At 68.8% G+C, this 21,641-nt stretch carries 18 protein-coding genes and 1 pseudogene; 15 read left to right on the top strand and 4 right to left on the bottom strand.

Annotated elements, in window-relative coordinates:
- The 3 genes from I55_RS09990 to I55_RS09980 form a co-directional block, all read left to right on the top strand.
- A partial coding sequence (locus I55_RS09990) for a glycosyltransferase (RefSeq protein ID WP_286364296.1) occupies positions 1-858 on the top strand: 858 nt, incomplete at its 5' end.
- Between the two features lie 199 nt (positions 859-1,057).
- Positions 1,058-1,567 carry a nuclear transport factor 2 family protein gene (locus I55_RS09985; RefSeq protein ID WP_049974000.1) on the top strand — a complete coding sequence of 170 codons (510 nt, stop codon included), beginning with the start codon at positions 1,058-1,060 and terminating at the stop codon, positions 1,565-1,567.
- A gap of 83 nt (positions 1,568-1,650) precedes the next feature.
- The gene (locus I55_RS09980) at positions 1,651-3,024 is read left to right on the top strand and encodes a glycoside hydrolase family 27 protein (protein ID WP_044560385.1); all 1,374 of its coding nucleotides are present in this window, start codon (positions 1,651-1,653) and stop codon (positions 3,022-3,024) included.
- Positions 3,025-3,048: 24 nt separating this feature from the next.
- On the opposite strand, the gene I55_RS09975 is transcribed toward I55_RS09980, so the two are convergent.
- On the bottom strand, positions 3,049-3,819 hold the full coding sequence (locus I55_RS09975) for a tyrosine-protein phosphatase (protein WP_083900990.1): 771 nt from the start codon (positions 3,817-3,819) through the stop codon (positions 3,049-3,051).
- 340 nt (positions 3,820-4,159) lie between these two features.
- Positions 4,160-4,603: a hypothetical protein gene (locus I55_RS09970; RefSeq protein ID WP_044560384.1), complete on the bottom strand. Its 444-nt coding sequence runs from the start codon at positions 4,601-4,603 to the stop codon at positions 4,160-4,162.
- 313 nt (positions 4,604-4,916) lie between these two features.
- On the opposite strand from I55_RS09970, the gene I55_RS09965 reads away from it, so the two are divergent.
- A complete protein-coding gene (locus I55_RS09965) occupies positions 4,917-6,254 on the top strand; it encodes a hypothetical protein (RefSeq protein WP_044560383.1) in 1,338 nt (445 codons plus the stop codon).
- Positions 6,255-6,365: 111 nt separating this feature from the next.
- Here I55_RS09965 and I55_RS09960 read toward each other — a convergent pair whose 3' ends face one another.
- Entirely contained in the window at positions 6,366-7,085 is a 720-nt protein-coding gene (locus I55_RS09960; protein WP_049973999.1) for a DUF1194 domain-containing protein, read from the bottom strand.
- Between the two features lie 56 nt (positions 7,086-7,141).
- Positions 7,142-8,238, bottom strand: a pseudogene (gene mutY, locus I55_RS09955) (A/G-specific adenine glycosylase).
- 114 nt (positions 8,239-8,352) lie between these two features.
- Here mutY and I55_RS09950 point away from each other — a divergent pair.
- The 11 genes from I55_RS09950 to I55_RS38340 form a co-directional block, all read left to right on the top strand.
- The gene (locus I55_RS09950) at positions 8,353-8,868 is read left to right on the top strand and encodes a DUF721 domain-containing protein (protein ID WP_044560381.1); all 516 of its coding nucleotides are present in this window, start codon (positions 8,353-8,355) and stop codon (positions 8,866-8,868) included.
- Positions 8,869-8,939: 71 nt separating this feature from the next.
- A complete protein-coding gene (locus I55_RS09945; RefSeq protein ID WP_044560380.1) occupies positions 8,940-9,629 on the top strand; it encodes a thioredoxin domain-containing protein in 690 nt (229 codons plus the stop codon).
- Positions 9,630-9,722: 93 nt separating this feature from the next.
- Positions 9,723-10,418 (top strand): thioredoxin domain-containing protein, encoded by a 696-nt coding sequence (locus I55_RS09940; protein ID WP_044560379.1) that lies wholly within the window; start codon positions 9,723-9,725, stop codon positions 10,416-10,418.
- 6 nt (positions 10,419-10,424) lie between these two features.
- Positions 10,425-13,964: a chromosome segregation protein SMC gene (gene smc / locus I55_RS09935; RefSeq protein WP_044560378.1), complete on the top strand. Its 3,540-nt coding sequence runs from the start codon at positions 10,425-10,427 to the stop codon at positions 13,962-13,964.
- 348 nt (positions 13,965-14,312) lie between these two features.
- On the top strand, positions 14,313-14,816 hold the full coding sequence (locus I55_RS09930) for a hypothetical protein (protein ID WP_044560377.1): 504 nt from the start codon (positions 14,313-14,315) through the stop codon (positions 14,814-14,816).
- Positions 14,817-15,329: 513 nt separating this feature from the next.
- Positions 15,330-15,767, top strand: coding sequence for a CBS domain-containing protein (locus I55_RS09925; RefSeq protein WP_044560376.1), 438 nt, complete (start codon positions 15,330-15,332; stop codon positions 15,765-15,767).
- Positions 15,768-16,000: 233 nt separating this feature from the next.
- Entirely contained in the window at positions 16,001-16,711 is a 711-nt protein-coding gene (locus I55_RS09920) for a glutathione S-transferase N-terminal domain-containing protein (protein WP_044560375.1), read from the top strand.
- A gap of 126 nt (positions 16,712-16,837) precedes the next feature.
- Positions 16,838-17,785 (top strand): DUF3034 family protein, encoded by a 948-nt coding sequence (locus I55_RS09915; RefSeq protein WP_199902540.1) that lies wholly within the window; start codon positions 16,838-16,840, stop codon positions 17,783-17,785.
- Between the two features lie 3 nt (positions 17,786-17,788).
- A complete protein-coding gene (locus I55_RS32935) occupies positions 17,789-18,325 on the top strand; it encodes a group 1 truncated hemoglobin (RefSeq protein ID WP_049973998.1) in 537 nt (178 codons plus the stop codon).
- A gap of 840 nt (positions 18,326-19,165) precedes the next feature.
- Positions 19,166-21,112, top strand: coding sequence for a PrkA family serine protein kinase (locus I55_RS09905; protein ID WP_044560373.1), 1,947 nt, complete (start codon positions 19,166-19,168; stop codon positions 21,110-21,112).
- A gap of 333 nt (positions 21,113-21,445) precedes the next feature.
- Positions 21,446-21,641 (top strand): alpha/beta fold hydrolase (locus tag I55_RS38340; RefSeq protein ID WP_044560372.1); only part of this gene is annotated, 196 nt, incomplete at its 3' end.

The raw sequence follows: 21,641 nt of genomic DNA, 5'->3' as shown, positions 1-21,641 counted from the left end.
CATCCAGCACGGCACCATGACCCTGTTGCGCAAGAGCGCGCTGACGGGGTGGGCCGCTGGGCCGAATGGTGCATCTGCGAGGATTCGGAGCTGGGCTTGCGCCTGTTCGAGGAGAAGCTGGAGGCGGTCTACATGCCCGACAGCTTCGGCCAGGGGCTGGTGCCGGACAGCTTCGCCGGCTACAAGACCCAGCGTTTCCGCTGGGCCTATGGTGCCGTGCAGATCCTGAAGCGCCACTGGCGGGAGATGATGCCGGGCGGCACCAAGCTGACCACCGGCCAGAAATACCACTTCGTCACCGGCTGGCTGCCCTGGTTCGCCGACGCCGCCCATATGGGCTTCGTCATCGGCGGCATCATCTGGTCCCTGGGCCTGCTGCTGCTGCCGCAGTGGATCGAGTTCCCGCCCACCGTCTTCATCCTGCCCACGCTCAGCGTCTTCTTCTTCAAGGTGCTGTGCGGCCTGTGGCTGTATGGGGAGCGGGTGAAATGCCGCTTCATCGACAAGCTGGGCGCCGCCGTCGCCGGCATGGCCCTGACCCACACCGTGGGCCGCGCCGTGTGGGTGGGCCTGTTCACCAGCGGCCGCCCCTTCGTGCGCACGCCCAAGTGCGAGGACCAGCCGGCGCTGATCCAGGGCTTCCTCCATGCCCGCGAGGAAGTGGCCTTGATGCTGGGCCTGTGGCTGGCCGCCGCCGCCATCGCCCTGCTGAAGGGCGGGGACAACCGCGACGCCTATGTCTGGGCCACCATGCTGGTCGTCCAGTCCTTCCCCTACATCGCGGCGCTGTTCATCAGCACCCTGAACGCCCTGCCCAAGAGCGGCGGCACCGAGGCCTCCCCCGCTCCGGCGGAATGAGGGGGCTGGCGGGGACATCAGTACGACCGTGGGGCGGCCGGGCAACCGGCCGCCCCTTTCGTTCCAGGGCCGATGATGCCATTCGGGCACAATTCCGTGACCAAACCGGCGACTCGAGACTCGATCCCGTATGTGGCGTTATGATGAACCCGGCTCGGCATTGGGGAGGCCGGCTGGATTGCCGTCAACAGGGGACGCAATGGTGAAGACCCAAGCGCTTTCATCCCAGGCACCGGAAACCGACACCAGCGAAGGCGACGAGGTCCAGGGCGATGCCGCCCGGGGCGACAGCGACGTCCAGGCCGTGCTGGCCGCCAACCGGCGCTTTTTCCAGGCCTTCGCCGACCGCGACGTGGCGGGCATGGAGGCGCTGTGGTTCCAGGGCGAGGTGCGCTGCGTCCATCCCGGCTGGCCCGCCTTGCATGGGCGCGATCAGGTGATGCGCAGCTGGCGGGAGCTGCTGGGCAACCCGCGTTCGCCCGGCATCCGCCACCAGGGCGAGCAGGTCAGCGTCTGCGGCGATGTCGGCTGGGTGGTGTGCGAGGAGTTCGTGGCCAACACGGCCCTGGTGGTGACCAACCTGTTCGTCCGCACCGTGGCCGGCTGGCGGATGACGCACCACCAGGCCACGCCCATCTCCTCCGCCGCCGCGTTCGAGGACGCCAGTGCCTATGAGGACGAGGACGGACGACCGCCGACTCTGCATTAGTCTGACAAATCCGTTCTGAACCGTTGCGGGAGCGCCACTTTTCCGTACTGTTATCGCTAACAATATGGAGAGGGAGAGCACCCATGCGGCGTTGGCTGCGTATCGCAACCTTATTACCCACCCTGCTGGCCCCCGTGCTGGCCGGTGGCACCGCTCTGGCGGCGTCCCCCGCCCCCACCCCACCAATGGGGTGGAACAGCTGGGACGCTTATGGCTTCACCATCGACGAGGCCGATTTCAAGGCCAACGCCAGCGTCCTGGCCACGCTGAAGCCATACGGCTGGACCTACGCCGTGGTGGACGAGGGCTGGTACATGGCCGACCCCTTCGGCAAGACGCTGGCGGATCGGAAGTACCTGCTGGATGGCAACGGGCTGCTGACCCCGGTGCCGGCCCGCTTCCCCTCCGCCACGGACGGCCAGGGCTTCAAGCCGCTGGCCGACTGGGTGCACGCCCAGGGGCTGAAGTTCGGCCTGCACATCGTGCGCGGCATCCCCAAGCAGGCGGTCGAGGGCAACCTGCCCGTCGCGGGTTCCCCCTTCCATGCCGCCGACGTGGCGGACCAGGCCGATACCTGCCCGTGGGACGACGGCAATTATGGCGTACGCGACACGCCCGCCGGCCAAGCCTACTACGACTCGATGATGGCGCAGTATGCGCGCTGGGGCCTGGATTTCCTGAAGGTCGACTGCATCGCCGATCATCCCTACAAGGCCAGCGAGATCAGGCAGATCAGCAGCGCCATCGCCAAGACGGGCCGGCCCATCGTGCTGAGCCTGTCACCCGGTCCCACCAACCTGTCCCACGCGGAGGAGATCGCCCGCTACGGCCAGATGTGGCGCATCACCAACGACGTGTGGGACGGCTGGACCTTCCCCCACCAGAAGCCGGGCGATGACTTCCCCTATGGCGTGCGCGACCTGTTCGACCGCCTGCCCGGCTGGGCGGCGCACACCGGGCACGGCCGCTGGCCGGATGCGGACATGCTGCCCATCGGCACGCTGGCGCCCTATCCGGGCTGGGGCGAGGCCCGCGCCTCGCGCCTGACGGCGGATGAGCAGCGCACCCTGGTCAGCCTCTGGGCCATCGCCCGTTCACCCCTGATTCTGGGCGCCAACCTGACCAAGCTGGACGACGCCACCCGCGCGCTGATCACCAACCGCGCCGTGATCCAGGTGAACCAGACGGCCACGGATAGCCAACCCGTGACCGAGTTGCCGGCCGGGTTCGGGAACGCCCGCGTCTGGCGGGCGACCGGTCCCGGGGGGCAGCGCTATCTGGGGGTGTTCAACCTGGATGACAAGCCGGCGTCTCTGACGGCGCCCTGGGGAAAGCTGGGCCTGGGCACGGGCACCCACACCGCCCACGACTTGTGGGAAGGCAAGGCCTTGACCACCGGGGACAGCTTAAACGTCACGCTGCCGGCACACGGCAGCGTCCTGTTTGAAGTGAGGTGAAGGAAGAGGCGGGCGGCGCCGGGGTCACTCCCGGCGCAGCACCTTGTCCGCCAGCACGCTGGCCCACCAGCGCGTCATGAAGGTCTTCTTGAACGCGGGTGGGTCGTAGACATCGTCCACCCAGGTGTAGAAGGCGCCCACGTCCGGTTCGATGCCCCGCTCCTTGGCGTAGGCCAGGAAGGTCTCGAAAAAATGGTCCAGGATGCCGGTCTTGGCGTGGCGGAGGTGACCGTATTTGGGGCTGAGCTGGCCCAGCGCCGTTTCCAGCGGCACGCCCTCGTGCACGAACAGGTACAGCACGCTCATGAAACCGACGCGGTCCGACCCGGCCTTGCAATGCATCAGCACCGGATACTGGGCATCACGCCATATCTCCCGCGCCTGGTGCAGGATGTGCTTCTTGGGCGCGTCGCGCGAATTGACGGCGAAGTTCACCAAGGTCAGGCCATGGCGGGCGCAGGCCTCATCCTCCAGCACCCAGGAGCCGCAATTGTCGCGCCGGCCGCGGAGATTGATGATGGTGCGCACGCCCAGGCGGGCGGCCTGGCCGATATGGCGCGGCGTCGGCTGGCTGGAGCGGTAAAGCCGCGGCGAAATCTTGAACATGTTCTTGTAGATCATGCGGATGAAGGCATGGTCCTTGAAGAAGCTGTTCAGATAGCGCTTCACGCCCCGGATCTGGTTGGGCGGGGTTGCGGCGGAGGGAGAGGCGGGCGAAGGGGGAGAGGGCGGCGCCCCGGGGCCAGCCGCCGGTATCTGATCCACCGTCACGGCCTCCAGCCGATAGTCCGTCATCGCGTACACTGATCCTAGAGCCGGCTGCGTTTAATCGGAACCACAGCCGGCTCTAGCTGAGTCTGTCCGCGAGCAGATTCACGCTGCAAGGCGATTCCGCCTTTACGCGATCTGCTCTAAGCAAAGGCTTGAAGCCACCGACCCGCCCAATGGATATCCCCCCATGGAGATCCCATGGGGCCGGACGGCGGCACGCCCACGGCCCCTATATAGGGTGTTTATCTCGCGGGGGCGAGAGGGGCCGCGCGCATGGGCGCATAGACCGCAGGTGGAAAGGCGGCGGAAAGGGCCCACAGCCGGCCAGGGTCAGCATCCCGCCTGGATCAGCGTCCGGCTTGGGTCAGCGGCCGAGGGGCCGCACCCGGCCGGCGTCCAGGCGGTCCAGCCGTTCGAAGAAAGGCGCCACCACGGCACGGTCTTCCTTGGTTTCCTGGTTCAGGGCGGCGCGGTCATGCTCCGTCCAGCGGACCAGGGCCGCCATCTCCTGCCGGTCGAAGGCGCTGAGGCTGGCGGTGGACGCCAGCTTCTGGGCGGCCGCGCCCTTTTCCCCCGGATCCTCGGCGGCGCGCGCCGCCTGGCGGGCGGCCAGAACCCGCTGGGTCATTTGCCGCCAGTGCCGCTCATCGAAGCCGTACTTGGCCAGCAGAGCCTTACCCTCAGGCCCGGGATGGGCCAGAAGGACGAAAGCCGGTTGCCCGCCACGGGGCGTGGACGCGACAAGAGCCTCGGCCGCGGTTATGTACCGGCCGACGTCTTCCGCATCCAGACGCTCGTGCGCCAGCATCGGCGCGGATACCATCAGAACCACTAACGCGGCTGCGAAACGCATCGTTTGCCCCCAAACGTTCGCGCGCCAAATGTGATCGTTTCTTATAATGGGCACGCAACGGCATTTCCAGAGGAAAGCCTGTTAAGTGCGGAGTAGAATTGGAGAAATGTGGCAAGCATGTGGCCACCGGCCCCGCGGCCGGACACTCTTCCGGGCAGCCCGCATGGACAGGCCTGCGGCGGGAGCGCGCATGCCCCTTGAATGATGCCATGACGTGCCCTAGGGTCCCGTCGCACCCATGGGTTTCATTTAGGATAGACGTAGCCCCGTGTCCCGATTCACCGCCCGTCTGCTTGCCGCCGGTACCGCCCTGGTCCTGGCCGGCACCGCCCTTGCCCAGACCACGCCCCAGCCGACGGAAAGCCAACCCCCGGCCGGCGGTTCTGACAGCGGCGGCCTGATCCTGCCGGGCACCATCAGCTCGGGTTCCAGCGTCGCCGCCCCCCAGCAGGCCCCGGCCCCCAGCGCGCCGGCCGCCGGCCCAGCGGTTGGCCCCGCCGTCGGCCCCAGCGCCGGCCCGCGCCAGGCGCCCGCAGCGCAGGGGCCGGCCGCCTCCGCTCCCGCAGCCCCCGGCGGGCCCTCGAAGACGGGCACCGTCACCGGCAACTGGCAGATCGCCCCCCAGGTCTTCACCGACGGCAGTTTCAAGCTGTGCGAGGCGCAGGCCGGTTTCGATAACGGCCTGGCCCTGGTTTTCCTGGCCCTGCCCGTGCCGCAGGCCGAGCAGCAGGCGCGCAAGCTGCCGCCCAAGATTTACAACATGGTGCTGGGCCTGCCCGGCGCCAACATGCCGCCCGGCCAGAACGTCAGCCTGACGCTAAAGCTGGATGGCAAGCTGCAACAGACCCGGCCCGGCCAGGTCATCCAGCCCAACGCCATCATGACCTCGCTGGACCCGGCCGACGCCAACTTCGTCAAGGCGCTGGCCGCCGGAAACAAGCTGGAGATCTCGGCCGGGCAGGACACGCTGGGCTTCGTCCTGAAGGGCGGGACCAAGGCGTTCAAGGACCTGAACGCCTGCGTCGACCAGGCCGTGGCCGGCAAGCTGCAGCTACCCGCCCCGCCGCCCGCCATCCCGCCAGCCTTCGCCGCCCTGTTGATGGAAGCCGGCCTGAAGGACGCGCATCCCCTGCCCGTCGACAAGATGGCGCCGCAAGACCGGCCGGGCGACTTCGCCTGGGCCATCCAGAAGGACGTCATCGGCTCCCTCCGCTCCGTGGGCCTGAAGCCCGAGGCCGGTGATCTGGAGAAGGTGACGCAGAGCTACCTGGACAGCCTGTCCAAGGCCTGCCAGGGCACCTACACCCCGACCAAGGGCAAGCTGGAGAAGCTTCTGCAAATAGACCTGCAGACAGGCTCCGCCAACTGCAAGACGGACAAGGGTGAGTTCTACGCCAACCTCATCCTGTACCTGACCAAGGACCGGCAGCTGTTCATCATCTCGCATGAGGCCCCGATCGCGTTGAAGGCCGTCGCCGACAATTCCGGCAACGCCATCGCCGGCGTGCTGCGCAAGAAGGCGAACGAGCCGCCGCCGCCGGAAGGCCAGCGGCAGGCGCCGGCCCAGGGGCCCCGCCCAGCCGCCGGCCCGCGCAAGCAGCAGTAAGCATCGGCCGTCAGGCCGGAACGATGAACGGGAGGGGTCAAGGCCCCTCCCGTTCTTGTTTTGAACAGGACCATCCCGGAACGCGCCCATGCGCCATCCTGGGGGGCGAGACTACACCACCTCCCGCACCAGCTTGGCCAGGAAGGCGTCGGCGAAGGCGTGGCGGTTGGCGGCGGCGATGACGAAGGCGTCCTCCCCGGCCACCACGTTGTCGCGGTAGTAGGGTTCCAGCCAGTCGTATTCATCCAGGATGACCAGGCCGTTCACGCCCACGCCGGCGGCCTGGGCATGCGCCCGGGCGGACCGGGGGTCCAGGCCGCCGTTGTTGAAACCGTTGCTGACCAGGTCGATGGTGCGCCGGTCGGCGCTGTAGGGGCAGGTGTCCAGCTGGTGCACCGCCTGGACGATGCAATCGCCCAGCGCCGTGTTGCCGCCCATGGCGACACCGGGCGCCGCGTCGATGCGGTCGGCCAGGGCCAGCGCGTCCTGGGTGGAACCCAGTAGGGTCCACGGCACCAAGGAAGTCAGGGTGCCGGGGCCGGAGAACAGCGCCAGCTGGACCGCCACCTTGCCCTTCGGCCCACCCGTCAGCGCCTGGTGCACCGCCTTGTCGCGGAAGGCGGCAGCGTGGCCGCGCAACTGGAAGTCCAGCATGACCTGCGAAATGCTGGCCGAGCTGTCGACCGCCATCACCAGCGCTAGGTCCACGGGTGTGCCGGCCGGCCTGGCCCACGCCCCGGTCGCCACCGCCGGGGCCGCCAAGGCGGCCGTCATGCTGGCCAGCAGCGCCCGCCGCGTGGGCGCGCGTCCCACCTGGCCACCCTTGCTCACGTCTTTTCCCATATGCCTGCAGTCCCAAGGAGAACGCGGGTGCCACCGGCGGGGGCTCAGTCCCCGTCCGCCGACAGCGCCCAGGCGACGACCTTGCGCATGACGGTGGGCAGGGCCTGGTCATGGAAATCGGCGGGGGCGCACCACACGCCCTCCACCGCCGCCCCATCGTCATCCAGGTGGCCGCGAACGACGGTAAGTTCCAGGTGAAAATGGGTGAATGTATGGCGGACGATGCCCGCCACGCGCCGCCAATCGGCCGGCGCCGGGGCCCAGCGCAGCGCGCGGGTATAGGCCAGTTCCGCCCCCGGCTCCCAGGCGCTGGACGGCACCTCCATCATCCCGCCCAGCAGGCCCGATTCGGGCCGGCGGCGCAGCAGCACTTGGCCCTGGGCGTTGGTCAGCCAGAAGGCCACACCCCGGCGGGTGGGCTTGGCCGCCTTTTCCGCTTTGCGCGGCAGGAATTCCGCCAGCCCGTCGCGCCGGCCCCGGCACGCGTCCCGCCAGGGGCACAGCACGCAGCGGGGCGTGCGGGGACTGCACAGGGTGGCGCCCAGGTCGAACAGCGCCTGGGTGTAGTCGCCCGGCCGCTTCGCCGGCACCAGGGCGGCCGCCAGCGCCTTCAGCCGGGGGTTGGATCCCGGCAGCGGCTCCGTCACGGCGAAAACGCGGGCCATCACCCGCTCCACATTGCCATCCATGGCCGTGGCGGCCGGTCGAAGGCGATGGCGCCGATGGCGGCGGCGGTGTAGGCGCCGATGCCGGGCAGGTCCAGCAGTTCGGCCTCCTCCGCCGGGAAACGGCCGCCGTGCCGGTCCACCACCGCCTTGGCGCAGGCGTGCAGGTTGCGGGCGCGGGCGTAGTAGCCCAGGCCCGCCCATTCCTTCAGCACCTCATCCAGCTCCGCCGCCGCCAGGGCCTTCACCGTGGGCCAGCGGGCCAGGAAGCGCTGGAAATAGGGGCCGACGGTGGCCACGGTCGTCTGCTGCAGCATGATCTCCGATAGCCAGACATGGTAGGGATCGGCCGTCGCCCCCGGGGCGGAGCGCCAGGGCAGCTGGCGGCGATGGGCGTCGTACCAAGCCAGCAGGTCGGCGGGACGGGGGGCGGGCAGATCGGAACCCGGAGAAGAGGACGCGCCTGCGACGATCATTGTATGGTCAAAGCCCCCTGCGGCATGGTTCAACTGTCCCCGGCGGCGATCTTCCCGGGTCCCGACCCAGCGGATACGCCGGCCCCGCAACTGTTTCAAGGTCCACCACGCCCCATGCCCGGCCCCCGTCCCATCGGCCGCCACCTGAACGCCATCGCCGGCAAGGCGTTGGGCCCGCACGGCCCCGCCTTCGCCACGTTGCTGGCCGAGTGGGACGCCATCGTGGGCCAGCGCCTGGCCAGCGTCGCCCTGCCGCTGAAGCTGCAGTTCCCCAAGGGCCGGCAGGACAACGCCGTGCTGCACCTGGGCGTGGCTGGGCCGGCGGCGCTGTTCATCCAGCATGAGGAGCCGCAAATCCTGCAGCGGCTGAACGGCTTCTTCGGCTTCCGCGCCGTGGCGCGGCTGAAGCTGCTGCACGCCCCGCCCGCCACCAACCGCCGCCGTGACCGGCCGGCGCCGGTGCCCCGCCGCCTGTCGGCGGGCGAGGCGGCGGCGCTGGAAAGCCAGACGGCGGCCGTGGAAGACGGTGACCTGCGCGAGGCCCTGGCCAGCCTGGGCCGTGCCATCATCGCGACAGAAAAGCCTGGCCCATTGAATGCCGCCCCATCGACGGGACGCCCGAAGCGATAGCCCTTGGAGGCGGCTTGCCGGCCCCCGGCACCGCCCCCTATAGTCACTACAGTTGGTATCGGAGGACTAAGGTGAACCTATATCTGCGTAATTCCCTGGCGGCCGTCCTGGTGGCCGCCGGTGCCGTGGCCGGCCTGATGACCGCCGGTGGCGCCGCCGCCCAGACGGCGGCGCCCGCCGCCCCCGGCGGCGTGACCATCGATGTCGCCGCGGCCACCGCCCCCCGCATCCTGGGCAACCCCAAGGCGCCCATCGTGCTGGAGGAATACGCCTCGTTCACCTGCCCGCATTGCGCCCACTTCGAGGAAGCCTTCCTGCCACAGCTGAAGGCCGACTTCATCGACACCGGTCAGGTGCAGCTGGTGTTCCACGACTTCCCCCTGGACCAGCTGGCCTTCGCGGCCGAGATGGCCGCCCGCTGCCTGCCGGCCGACCGCTACAGCGCGGCCAAGGCCCTGATCTTCAAGAACCAGCAGACGTGGGAGCATGCCGACGACCCGCTCAAGGCCCTGCAGCAGACCCTGCGCCTGGGCGGCATGACGGACGCGCTGTTCACCGCCTGCCTGAGCAACCGCCCGCTGCAGGACTTTATCACCCAGAGCCGCCTGGACGCCTCGCAGAAGCTGGGCGTGGACGGCACGCCGACCTTCTTCGTGAAGAAGGGCGACACCACGGTGGAGAAGATCGACAGCCTGCGTGAGTACAGCCAGCTGGTCGACGCGCTGGTGAAGGCCGGCGCCAAGCGGCCGGCGGGCAAGTAGGGCCGGACACGGGGGAACCGGCCCGGCGGGGCGGGCGGGTTCCCGGGGCCGTTTGGCACGGGGAAGACGGAGGGGATGATGGGGCGGCATGGCATGCGTTTGGGGGCCTGGGCGGCCGTGGCCGCGCTGGGCTTGATGCCCCTGCTGACGCCCGTCGCGGCGTTCGCCCAGGCGGCGACGCTGGGTGCCGCGCCGGCCCCGGGTGGTTCCAACGTCGACGTGGCGGCGGCCACCGCGCCCCGCACGCTGGGCAAGGCCGACGCCCCGGTGGTGATTGAGGAGTACGCCTCCCTCTCCTGCCCGCACTGCGCCCATTTCGAGGAAACGATGCTGCCCCGCCTGAAGGCGGAGTTCATCGACACCGGCCAAGTCCTGTTCGTCTTCCACGACACGCCCACCAACCGCGTGGGCTATATGGCCCACCTGGCCACCCGCTGCCTGCCGGTGGCCCGTTACGGCGATGCCCGTAGCCTGCTGTTCAGCACCCAGGCGCAGTGGCTGGGCGCCAAGGATCCGGAGGCGGGATTGAAGGACATGATGGCCATGGTGGGCCTGTCGGCCCCCGCCTATGACGCCTGCGTCAACAGCCGGCCCCTGCAGGACTATGTCGCCAAGAGCAGCCAGGAGGCGACCGAGGCGAACATCGACAAGACGCCCACCGTCATCATCCGCAAGGACGGCAAGGAGGTCGGCCGCATCGCCGGCCCCGACAGCTATGACACGCTGGCCGCCGCCCTGGTCAAGGCGGGCGCCAAGGCCCCCAAGACGCCCACGCCGGCTAAGAAGTAAATCCCCGTGCAATTCACCAAGCTTCGCATTTCCGGCTTCAAGTCCTTCGTGGACCATACCGAGCTTGTGATCGAGCCCGGGATGACCGGCATCGTCGGCCCCAACGGTTGCGGCAAGTCCAACCTGGTGGAGGCGCTGCGCTGGGCCATGGGCGAGACCTCGGCCAAGAAGATGCGCGGCGAGGACATGGACGACGTCATCTTCGGCGGCACGGCCACCCGACCGGCACGCAACCTGTGCGAAGTCGTCCTGCATCTGGACAACCCCAACCTGACCGCCGGCACCCCGGGCGTGAAACCCGAGTCGGACCAGACGGAGATGGAGATCAGCCGCAAGCTGGAGCGCGGCTCCGGCTCCGACTACCGCATCAACGGCCGGCCCGCCCGCGCCCGCGACGTGCAGCTGCTGCTGGCCGACAACGCCTCGGGCGCCCATTCGCCAGCGTTGGTCAGCCAGGGCCGCGTCGGCGCCCTGATCAACGCCAAGCCGGGCGACCGCCGCCAGTTACTGGAGGAGGCGGCGGGCATCACCGGCCTGCATTCCCGCCGGCATGAGGCGGAGCTGAAGCTGAAGGCGGCGGAAACCAACCTGACGCGCCTGGACGACGTGGTCGTCACCATGGACGCGCAGCTGCAGAACCTGCGCAAGCAGGCCCGCCAGGCCGCCCGCTACCGCAGCATCTCCGATCACATCCGCCGGGCGGAGGCGCTGCTGCTGCATCTGCGCTGGACCACCGCCACCGCCCAGGTGATGCAGGCGCGCGGCGGATTCGATACGGCGGAGGAGGCGGTGCGCGGCCTGATGCTGGCCGTGACGCAGGCCACCACCCGGCGCACCGATCTGGCCGCCAGCCTGCCGCCGAAGCGCCAGGCGGAGGCGGAGGCCGCCGCCGCCCTGCAGCGCCTGCTGGTGGCGCGTGAGCAGCTGGACGCGGAAGAGCGCCGCGCCACCGAGGCCCTGGCCGCCCTGCAACGCCGCCTGGCCCAGATCGAGGGGGACCTCGCCCGCGAAAAGGACCTGGCCGCCGACGCCGACCGCGCCCTGGCCCGCCTGGCGGAGGAGCGCCAGGCCATCGCCGACGCCCAAGCCGACGAGTCCGAAAACCAGGAGATGGCGCAGGCCAAGCTGGAGGAGATACGCGACGCCGTGGCGGCACTGGATGCCGAACTGGCCGCCGCCACCGAACGCCTGGCCGCCGACGAGGCCAAGCGCGGCCAGATCCAGCGCCAGGCGCAGGATCTGGAGCAGCGCGTCGCCACCATCCATCGCCGCATCGAGGAACACCAGGCCCAGAAGGCCGAGCTGGAGCGCCAGCAGGCCGCCCGCGACGACGTGGCCGAGGCCGAGGAAGCCATCCACCTGGCGGAAGAACGCCTGGAACTGGCCAAGGCCACGGCGGAGGAGGCGGAGGCCGCCAAGGCCACGGCCGAGCAGGCGGCCAACGCCGCCCGCGCGCTGGGCACCCAGGAGCAGGCGGCCGCCCGGGACGCGCTGCAGCGCGCCGAGGGCGACCGCGCCCGCCTGGTGGCGGAGGCCGACGCCATCACCCGCCTGCTGAAGGCGGGGGCCGGCGACCTGTTCCCGCCGCTGGTGGACGCCCTGACCGTGGCCAAGGGGTACGAGCAGGCGCTGGCCGCCGCCCTGGGCGACGCCCTGACCGCCCCCCTGGATGAGGCGGCACCGGTGCATTGGCGCGCCCTCCCCGCCCTGGCCCAGGTGGCCGCGCTTCCCGCCGGCGCGGAACCGCTGGGCGCCCGGGTGAAGGCGCCAGCCGCCCTGGACCGCTGCCTGGCCCATGTCGGCATCGTGGCCGACAGCGCCACCGGCGCCCGCCTGGCGCCGGATTTGGCCCCCGGCCAGATCCTGGTGACCCGCGAGGGCGCCGCCTGGCGGTGGGACGGGCACTGCATCGCCGCCGGCACCCCCACCGCCGCCGCCGAGCGCCTGCGCCAGCGCAACCGCCTGTCAGAGCTGACGCAGGAGATCGCGGAGGCCGACGCCATCGTGGCCGAGGCCCGCGCCGCGCATGAGGCGGTCAAGGACGCGGCGGAGGAGCGCGTGACCCTGGCGCTGCGGGCCGTGGACCAGGCATCCTCCAAGGACCGCGCCGCCCGCGACGCCGTCAGCGGCGCCTTCCGCGCCGTCGCCGACGCCCGCGCCGCCCACGCCCGCGTGGCCCAGGCCGCCGCCGCCGTGGCCAGCCGCCTGGCCGCCTTGGCGGAAAGCCTGGACCAGATGGCCGCCGACCAGGAAGACCTGCGGGAGCGCTGGGCCGAAGCCCGCGCCACGCTGGAGGAACTGCCACCGCCGGGCGAAGGCCGGGAGCAGATCGCCGAGACCCGCCTGCGCCTGGTGGAGGCGCGCGGCAGCCAGGCGGAGACGCAGAACGCCCTGGACCGCCTGCTGCGCGAGGCGGAAGACCGCCACCGCCGGCTGGATGGCATCACCCATGAGGAGACGTCCTGGCGGCAGCGCCGCGACGGCACCGGCGGCCGCCTGGCCGAACTGACCGAGCGCGCGGAAGAAACCCGCGAGGAACGGGAACGCCTGGCTGAACGCCCGGCGGAGATCGAGGAAGAGCGGCTGACCCTGGCCGACCTGATCCATGAAGCGCAACGGGTGCGCGCCCGCGCGGGCGACGACCTGGCGGAGGCCGAGGGCCAGCTGACGGCGGCCGAACGCACCCTGAAGGAGGCGGAGAACGGCCTGGCCGACGCCCGCGAGGCCCGCGCCCATGCCGAGGCCGCCGTGGGCTCCGCCCAGCAGCACCTGGAAACGGTGAAGGAACGCATCGCCGAACGGCTGGATTGCCCGCCGGACCAGGTGCTGGCCCTGGCGGGCCTGGACGAGGGCGAGCCCCTGCCCGAAGCCCACGCGGTGGAACAGCGCCTGGGCCGCCTGGAATCCGAGCGCGACAACATGGGCCCCGTCAACCTGCGCGCCGAGCAGGAGGTGCAGGAACTGGATGAGCAGATCACCGTCATGAAGACGGAGCGGGAGGATCTGGTGTCCGCCATCGCCCGCCTGCGCCAGGGGATCTCCGGCCTGAACAAGGAGGCGCGGGAGCGGCTGCTGGCCGCCTTCCACAAGGTCGACGGCCATTTCCAGGAGATGTTCACCCAGCTGTTCGGCGGCGGTCGCGCCCAGCTGAAGCTGACCGACACAGAGGATCCGCTGGACGCCGGGTTGGAGATCTACGCCAGCCCGCCGGGCAAGAAGCTGCAAATCCTGTCGCTGCTGTCGGGTGGGGAGCAGGCGCTGACGGCCATCGCCCTGCTGTTCGCCGTGTTCCTGTGCAACCCCGCCCCCATCTGCGTGCTGGACGAGGTGGACGCGCCGCTGGACGAGGCCAACGTCGGCCGCTTCTGCGACCTGGTGGAGGAGATGGCGCGGGCGGGCCACACCCGTTTCCTGATCATCAGCCACCACCGCCTGACCATGTCCCGCATGGACCGCCTGTTCGGCGTCACCATGGCGGAGCGCGGCGTGTCGCAACTGGTGTCCGTGGACTTGGCCACCGCGGAAGAGCTTCAGGCGGCGGAATAATACCAGCGGCACGAGATATATCTCGTGCCGCTGTAGCCCGCGACTGCGGGCGCCGGAGCTTTCCGGGGAGCGGAGCGGACTGGAAAGCGAGGATCAGCCAAGGCGGACGGATGTCCGCCGCCCGGCGCATGAGGGGCGTTTGAGTGGTCACGATCAAATGCCACTGGTATAAGCCCCTTTATCCCCCGTCCCCGCGACATCTGGCGCATTAACCGGTTCAGGCCGGCCCTGGCGGGAAACCCCGTGCTGCACTATCTTAAAGGGGAAGGGCCCTGGGGCAGGGTCCTGGCGGTTGGGGCTTGTTCATCCGGCGGCAGCGACCGAACCGGAAGCGTGAGGGAGACTGAAATGCGTTACCGTTCCTTGGGCCTGATGGCGCTTGGCCTATTGGCCGTCGCCGGCTGTGCCGCCAACCCCGACGCCGACCAGGCGGCGTATGCCCAGCGCGCCCTGATCGGCATGCCCAAGCAGACCCTGCTGTCCTGCGCCGGCGTGCCCACCCGCCAGACGGCGGTCGACAACACCGAATACTACACCTATTCCAGCGACAGCCTGCAGACCCGCATGGGCCCGTCCTACTGGGGCGGCTTCGGTGGCGGCCCGTGGCACCGTGGCTATTGGGGCGGTGCGGACTTCGGCAACACCGAGGTGTCGGCCCGCAACTGCAACGCCACCTTCACCCTGAAGAACGGGGTGGTGCAGCAGCTGGTCTACGGCAGCTCCACCGACAGCCCGGCCGGCCGCCTGTCGCAGTGCTACGCCATCGTGCAGAACTGCCTGCCGCTGGTGCCGCACCAGGGTCCGGCCCCCACGGCGGCCGCGGCCACCGGCGTGGGCGACCACGCGCGCTAACAGCGGTACGAGACGGTAGGCTCGTGGCGCTGTAGCCCGCGACGGCGGGCGCCGGAGCTTTCCGGGGAGCGGAGCGGACTGGAAAGCGAGGATCAGCCAAGGCGGACGGATGTCCGCCGCCCGGCGCCTAAGGGGGCATTTGAACGGTCACGATCAAATGCCACTGGCACGAAGCAAATGGTTCGTGACCGGAACGATCCCTGGCTGGCCAGGGGTCGGCCGCCCCGTGCCTTCTCCGCACCTCCGACCTATGCTTAAGGCCCGTGGCTTTGCCCGGGCTGTCTCCGTTTGTTCCATTGCGGACGCGGCGCAACATGACGTTTCATGGACGCTGGAAGGAGGGGCTGCCGTCGATGGCCCGCTTCCGGAGGGGGCCGTTACCGGCCGATAGAAGCCGGCGCTGGTTTCCTTGACATCGATCCACTGGGCACGCGGAAGACCGGCCCTTGGGAAGGCTGGTTATCGGGCGACAATCCCGCCCCGCGTACCCCGTGATGAACGGGAGAAGCGCCTATGCATGTTTCCGGTATCCTGAAACACAAGGACAGCACCAGCATCATCAGCGCCAAGCCGGGCGACACCATCGAGACGGTGGCGGCCCTGCTGGCGGCCCACCGCATCGGCGCCGTGCTGGTGCTGGAGCCGGCGGGCGGCGTGGCCGGCATCATCTCGGAACGCGACATCGTGCGCGGCCTGGCGACCCACGGCCCCGCCGTGCTGAACCAGAGCGTGTCGGAGCTGATGACCCGCAAGGTCGTGGCCTGCAGCCCGGGTGACAGCGTCTCCACCATCATGACACGCATGACGGAAGGCCGGTTCCGCCACATGCCGGTGATGGAGCATGGCCGGTTGGTCGGCTTCATCAGCATTGGCGACGTAGTGAAGCACCGCTTGGCCGAAGCCACCAGTGAGGTGGAGAGCATGCGCGTTTACGTGGCCGGCGGCTTCTGAGAGCTGTGGGGCAGAGGGCGCACCTTTCCGCCCTGCGGGCAAAGCCGACGTTGCGAACGCCCCGGCCTTGCGCGCGGGTTTACTCTGGCCCCCGCCTTGCCGGCGGGTGACCGGGATTACGGGCCGCTGTGACGAAAGCCGCAGCGGCCCGTTGTTCATTCCCCGATCGTCTCCCGGCGCCGGCCCAGTGCGGCCGGCCCCGCCTCAGCCGTCCCAGAGAAAGCCCACGCCCCATGTCCGTGACCGATCCGAAAGCCATCGACCTCTACGCCTGGCCCACGCCCAACGGCCACAAGATCTCCATCGCGCTGGAGGAGATGGGCCTGCCCTACACGGTCCACCCGGTGGACATCGGCGCCGGCGACCAGTTCAAGCCGGACTTCCTGGCCATCAGTCCCAACAACCGCATGCCCGCCATCGTCGACCCGGACGGCCCCAACGGCCAGTCGCTGTCGCTGTTCGAATCCGGCGCCATCCTGATCTACCTGGCCGAAAAGACCGGACGGTTCCGCCCGGCCGACCCCGCCGCCTGGTACGGCCATGTGCAATGGCTGATGTGGCAGATGGGCGGCGTCGGCCCCATGTTCGGTCAAGCCGGCCATTTCCAGCACTACGCGCCCGAGCGTATCCAGTACGGCATCGACCGCTACACCAACGAGGCCCGACGCCTGATCCGCGTCGCCAACACCCAGTTGGCCAAGACGGAATACCTGGCAGGCGACTACGGCATCGCCGACATGGCGACATTCCCCTGGCTACGCCTGCATGACCGTTATGGGATCGACCTGGCCGACTTCCCCCATGTGCGGCGCTGGATCGACGCCATCGCCGCGCGCCCGGCCGTGCAGCGTGGCCTGGAGCTGCTGAAGGACAAGGTTCGCCCCGCTGGCCAAGCCATGGACGACAAGACGCGCGAGAACCTGTTCGGCACCAAGCAGCGCTGAGGACACCGCCCTTCACCCCCGCATTCCGCATAGGGCCGCCTTGACCAAGCGGCCGGGGCCGCCATCTACCCTCGCGCCGCCGGCCTGCCCAGGCCGGCGGATGCGGTACGGACTGATGGGGGTGTTGTGGGGCGGTATTTCAAACTGTGGCGGGCCTGCCGCGTCAGGGCATGGGCGGGCGCCCCCCTGCTGGCGCTGGCCCTCCACCTCCTCCCTTGCCAGCCGGCCGCCGCCGCTACCGTCAGCCGCCCCGAGGGCGCGACCTTCAGCGGCAAGCTGATCGCCACCGGCGGCGTCACGCAGGTGGAGGGGGCGGCGGGGGGCGGCCTGACGCCCTGGGCCGTCATCGGCGGCGGCGGCACGCGGGAGGAGGTGGGGGCCACCGCCTTCTTCACCGCCGTGCGCACCCACGATTACGGCATGAACGCCTATGGCGCCCTGATCGGACTGTGGGACCGGGTGGAACTGTCCATCGCCCAGAACCGTTTCGACACCCAAGCCATCGGCGGCGCCCTGGGCCTGGGCGACGGCTACGCCTTCACCAACACGGTCGTCGGCGTCAAGGTGCGGGTGGCCGGCGACGCCGTCTATGACCAGGACAGCTGGATGCCCCAGGTGGCGCTGGGCGCCCAATACAAATCCAACAATCGGGGCACCCTGGTGAAGGCTCTGGGCGCCCGCAGCGGCGACGGCGTCGACCTCTATGCCAGCGCCACCAAGATCTTGCTTGCGCGGAGCCTGCTGCTGAGCGGCACCGTGCGCCTGACCAAGGCCAACCAGACCGGCCTGCTGGGCTTCGGTGGGGCCGACGATGGCTATCATGCCGAGTTGGAAGGCAGCGCGGCGTTGCTGCTGAGCCGCACCCTGGTGGCCGGCGTGGAATACCGCATGAAGCCCAACACGCTCGCCCGCGCCAACCCCGTCCTGGCGCCAGAGGACGACTGGTACGACGCCTTCGTCGCCTGGCTGCCGACCCGCAACCTGGCCTTCACCCTGGCCTATGTGAACCTGGGCCGGGTGGTCACGCCCGCGCGGCAGAATGCCGTCTATCTCTCCCTGCAAGCGGGGTTCTGAGCCATGGCCGCCCGCCGCCTTCCCGCCCTGTTGCTGGTGCTCACGCTCACCAACCCCCTGGCCGGCTGCGCACCAGGCCCGTCGCCCGACCTGTACCAGACCTTCGGCGGCCAGCCCGGCCTGGTCGCCCTGATGGACGACTACATGGATGCGATGATGCGCAATCCCGACCTGCATCCCTATTTCGCCAACGCCAATCGCACCCGCATCAAGGCCGAGCTGGCGAGCCAATTCTGCGCCCTATTGGGCGGTCCCTGCGCCTACACGGGCATGGACATGGCCATGGCCCACGCGCGCTACGGCATCGGTGATCGGGAGTTCAATGCCCTGGTGCAGGAACTGCAAAACGTCATGGACAAGCGCAGCATCCCCTTTGCCGCCCAGAACCGCCTGCTGGCCATGCTGGCGCCCTATCGCAAGGACATCGTGCACGTGGCCCCACCGCCCCGCACCCGCCCGCCCCTGACCATACCTCCGGACGCCGTGGTGGTGCCGGAGGGTGTGCCCGCAGAGCGGAAGACGGCGCCGTCACGCCCTTGATACCTCCCGCCCCGGCACCGTCCATCAGGATAGTGCCTACCGGGGCGGCAGCCGCCCACGGAAAGGGCAACGGCCGCATCAGTTCCGGAAATCGTCGATCTTAAGGACAGGGGGACTAGCGCTAGGCCTGGATGGTGGTTTAGCATCTACCTATAGCCGGCCACCCACCCTTATTGGGGTGTTGCGACATTTAGGGGCCGGGTCCAGGACCTGCCGACCGGTCCCATGCATGATGGGCCGACACGGCCAAAAACATGTATTCCCTCGCACAAAGTTAACCCTTTGGTGACGGCTGCGGCGTCACCCTATCCGCAGGGAATACGCATAATGATACCGCCGGCATGCCAGTCGCGGGGAATGCCCCGGGCTTAGGCCATTCGGCGGAGGGAAGCGTGGCATCGGGCGCCGCCGGATGGGCCCGTGGGATAAGCGGACAGGGCTGCCCAGATCACTGGCCGGCGCTCCGTAATAGGTGGAAGGGATGAGGGGCGAGCACCCGGCCCTGCCATCACAACGTCTGGTTATTACTCAAAAAATCCCCGATTGCCCCTATTTCCGTCGCAATCGCCCACCAATATCTAAGTCAGACCCAAGGCATACGGGTGCAGGGAGAACGACAGACGACAGATGGAAGGTCAAGGTTCTGGCGGCCGAATCCGGCATGGATGGGGATTCTGGTACGGAACTTGCCTCTCTGAACGTCAGTCACGAGGTTGGTACCCCGTTTGGGCGGAGGGCCGTTTGAACGGGGGTTAGGGAGAGCCGTCGCGGTCCCGCGCAGGATAAGGGACCGCCGTTCGAGTTGCCTCACAGGCGTGATCCTTATGAAAGGGTGAGCCCATGCCGAAGTCGACCGATCTGTTCACCACCTTCGCCCAAAGCTACGAGGCGCGCCGCGAGGTGGCGATGTCCTTGCAGGAATATCTCGAGGGGTGCCGTGACGACCCGATGATGTATGCCAGCGCGCCGGAGCGCCTGCTGGCCGCCATCGGCGAGCCGGAGGTGGTGGACACCGCCAAGGACAGCCGCCTGTCCCGCGTGTTCATGAACCGCACCATCAAGATCTATCCCGCCTTCGCCGAGTTCTACGGCATGGAAGAGACGATCGAGCGCATCGTCGGATTCTTCCGCCACGCCGCCCAGGGGCTGGAGGAGCGTAAACAGATCCTCTACCTGCTGGGTCCCGTCGGCGGCGGCAAGTCCTCCTTGGCCGAGCGCCTGAAGGCCTTGATGGAGGACCAGCCCATCTATGTGCTGAAGGCCGGCGACCAACTGAGCCCGGTGTTCGAAAGCCCCCTGGGCCTGTTCGACCCCACCACCATGGGCGAGGCGCTGGAGGAGCGCTACGGCATTCCCCGCCGCCGCCTGACCGGCCTGGTCAGCCCCTGGGCCATCAAGCGCCTGGATGAGTTCGCGGGCGACATCACCCGTTTCAGGGTGGTGAAGGTCCGCCCCTCGCGCCTGCGCCAGATCGCCATCTCCAAGACCGAGCCGGGCGACGAGAACAACCAGGACATCTCCTCCCTGGTGGGCAAGGTCGACATCCGCAAGCTGGAGATGTTCCAGCAGAACGACCCCGACGCCTACAGCTATTCCGGCGGCCTGAACCGGGCGAACCAGGGCCTGCTGGAATTCGTCGAGATGTTCAAGGCGCCCATCAAGATGCTGCACCCCCTGCTGACCGCGACGCAGGAGGGCAACTACATCGGCACGGAGAACATCGGCGCCCTGCCCTTCACCGGCGTCATCATGGCGCACTCCAACGAGGCGGAGTGGCAGAGCTTCAAGAACAACAAGAACAACGAGGCCTTCATCGACCGCATCTGCGTGGTCAAGGTCCCGTACAGCCTGCGCGTGACGGAAGAACAGCGCATCTATGAGAAGCTGATCGGCGGGTCGGAACTGGCCAAGTCCCCCTGCGCCCCCGGCACCATGGAGATGCTGGCCCGCTTCACCGTGCTGTCCCGCCTGCGGGAGCACGAGAACTCCAACCTCTTCTCCAAGATGCGCGTCTATGACGGCGAAAGCCTGAAGGAGACGGACCCCAAGGCCCGCACCCTGCAGGAATACAAGGACGCCGCCGGCGTGGACGAGGGCATGAACGGCATTTCCACCCGCTTCGCCTTCAAGGTGCTGGCCAGCACCTTCAACTACGACACGGTGGAGGTGGCGGCCGACCCGGTGCACCTGATGTATGTGCTGGAGCAGGCCATCCGCCGCGAGCAGTTCCCCGACGAGACGGAGAAGCGCTACCTGGAGTTCATCAAGGCCGACCTGGCGCCGCGTTACGCCGAGTTCATTGGCTACGAGATCCAGAAGGCCTACCTGGAGTCTTACCACGATTACGGCCAGAACCTGTTCGATCGCTATGTCGACTACGCCGACGCCTGGATCGAGGATCAGGACTTCAAGGATCCCGACACCGGCCAGTTGATGAACCGGGACCTGCTGAACCAGGAGCTGACCAAAATCGAGAAGCCGGCGGGCATCGCCAACCCCAAAGACTTCCGTAACGAGGTGGTGAAGTTCGTGCTGCGGGCGCGGGCGGCCAACGCCGGCCGCAATCCCAGCTGGACCTCTTATGAGAAGCTGCGGTTGGTCATAGAACGGCGTATGTTCAGTCAGGTGGAAGAGTTGCTGCCGGTCATCAGCTTCGGCAGCAAGAAGGATGGCGAGACGGAGAAGAAGCACCACGAATTCGTCGAGCGCATGGTGGATCGCGGCTATACCGAGCGTCAGGTGCGCCGGCTGGTCGAGTGGTACATGCGGGTGAAGCAGGCGGGCTGACGGCCCGGGCCCGGCTTCACCGGCCGGGCCCCATCCTCCCTGCGGTCCCGCACGGAACAGACACCACCCCTCCCGGCCGGCGGCCGGTGGCGCTCCCCCTCCCCGGGTTCCCAGCGATGGGACCCGGCCATAGGCGCCGCTGGATGGCCTCCCGGGATTGGGCACCGGGAGTAATGCCTTGTCGATGATCATTGTCGATCGCCAAATGCCACTGGTGTGATTTGACTTCCCGCCGGCATGTGATAGGACTTGCCCTAATTTCGAACGCCCTTCCGGTCCGCCGGGAGGGCGTTTCCTTTTTGGCTTTCCCGCAGCCTTGAAAAGGAATTCGAAATGACCGCTGACATCCTGGGCGTGACGCTGCACGGCACGGGGCCGGAACCCGTGTTGGTTCTGCATGACTGGCTGGGCGACGCCAGCACATACGCGCCCATGCGGCCCTATCTGGACGGAAAGCGTTACACCTACGCCTTCGCCGATTTGCGCGGCTACGGNCGGTCCGTGCACCTGAGAGGCGCTTGCACCATCG

It is taken from the genome of Azospirillum sp. B4 (assembly GCF_000333275.1).
In the GTDB taxonomy this organism is placed as follows: domain Bacteria; phylum Pseudomonadota; class Alphaproteobacteria; order Azospirillales; family Azospirillaceae; genus Nitrospirillum.
The sequence above is the reverse complement of the archived record's forward strand: the minus strand, read 5'-3'. Positions and strand labels throughout refer to the sequence as shown.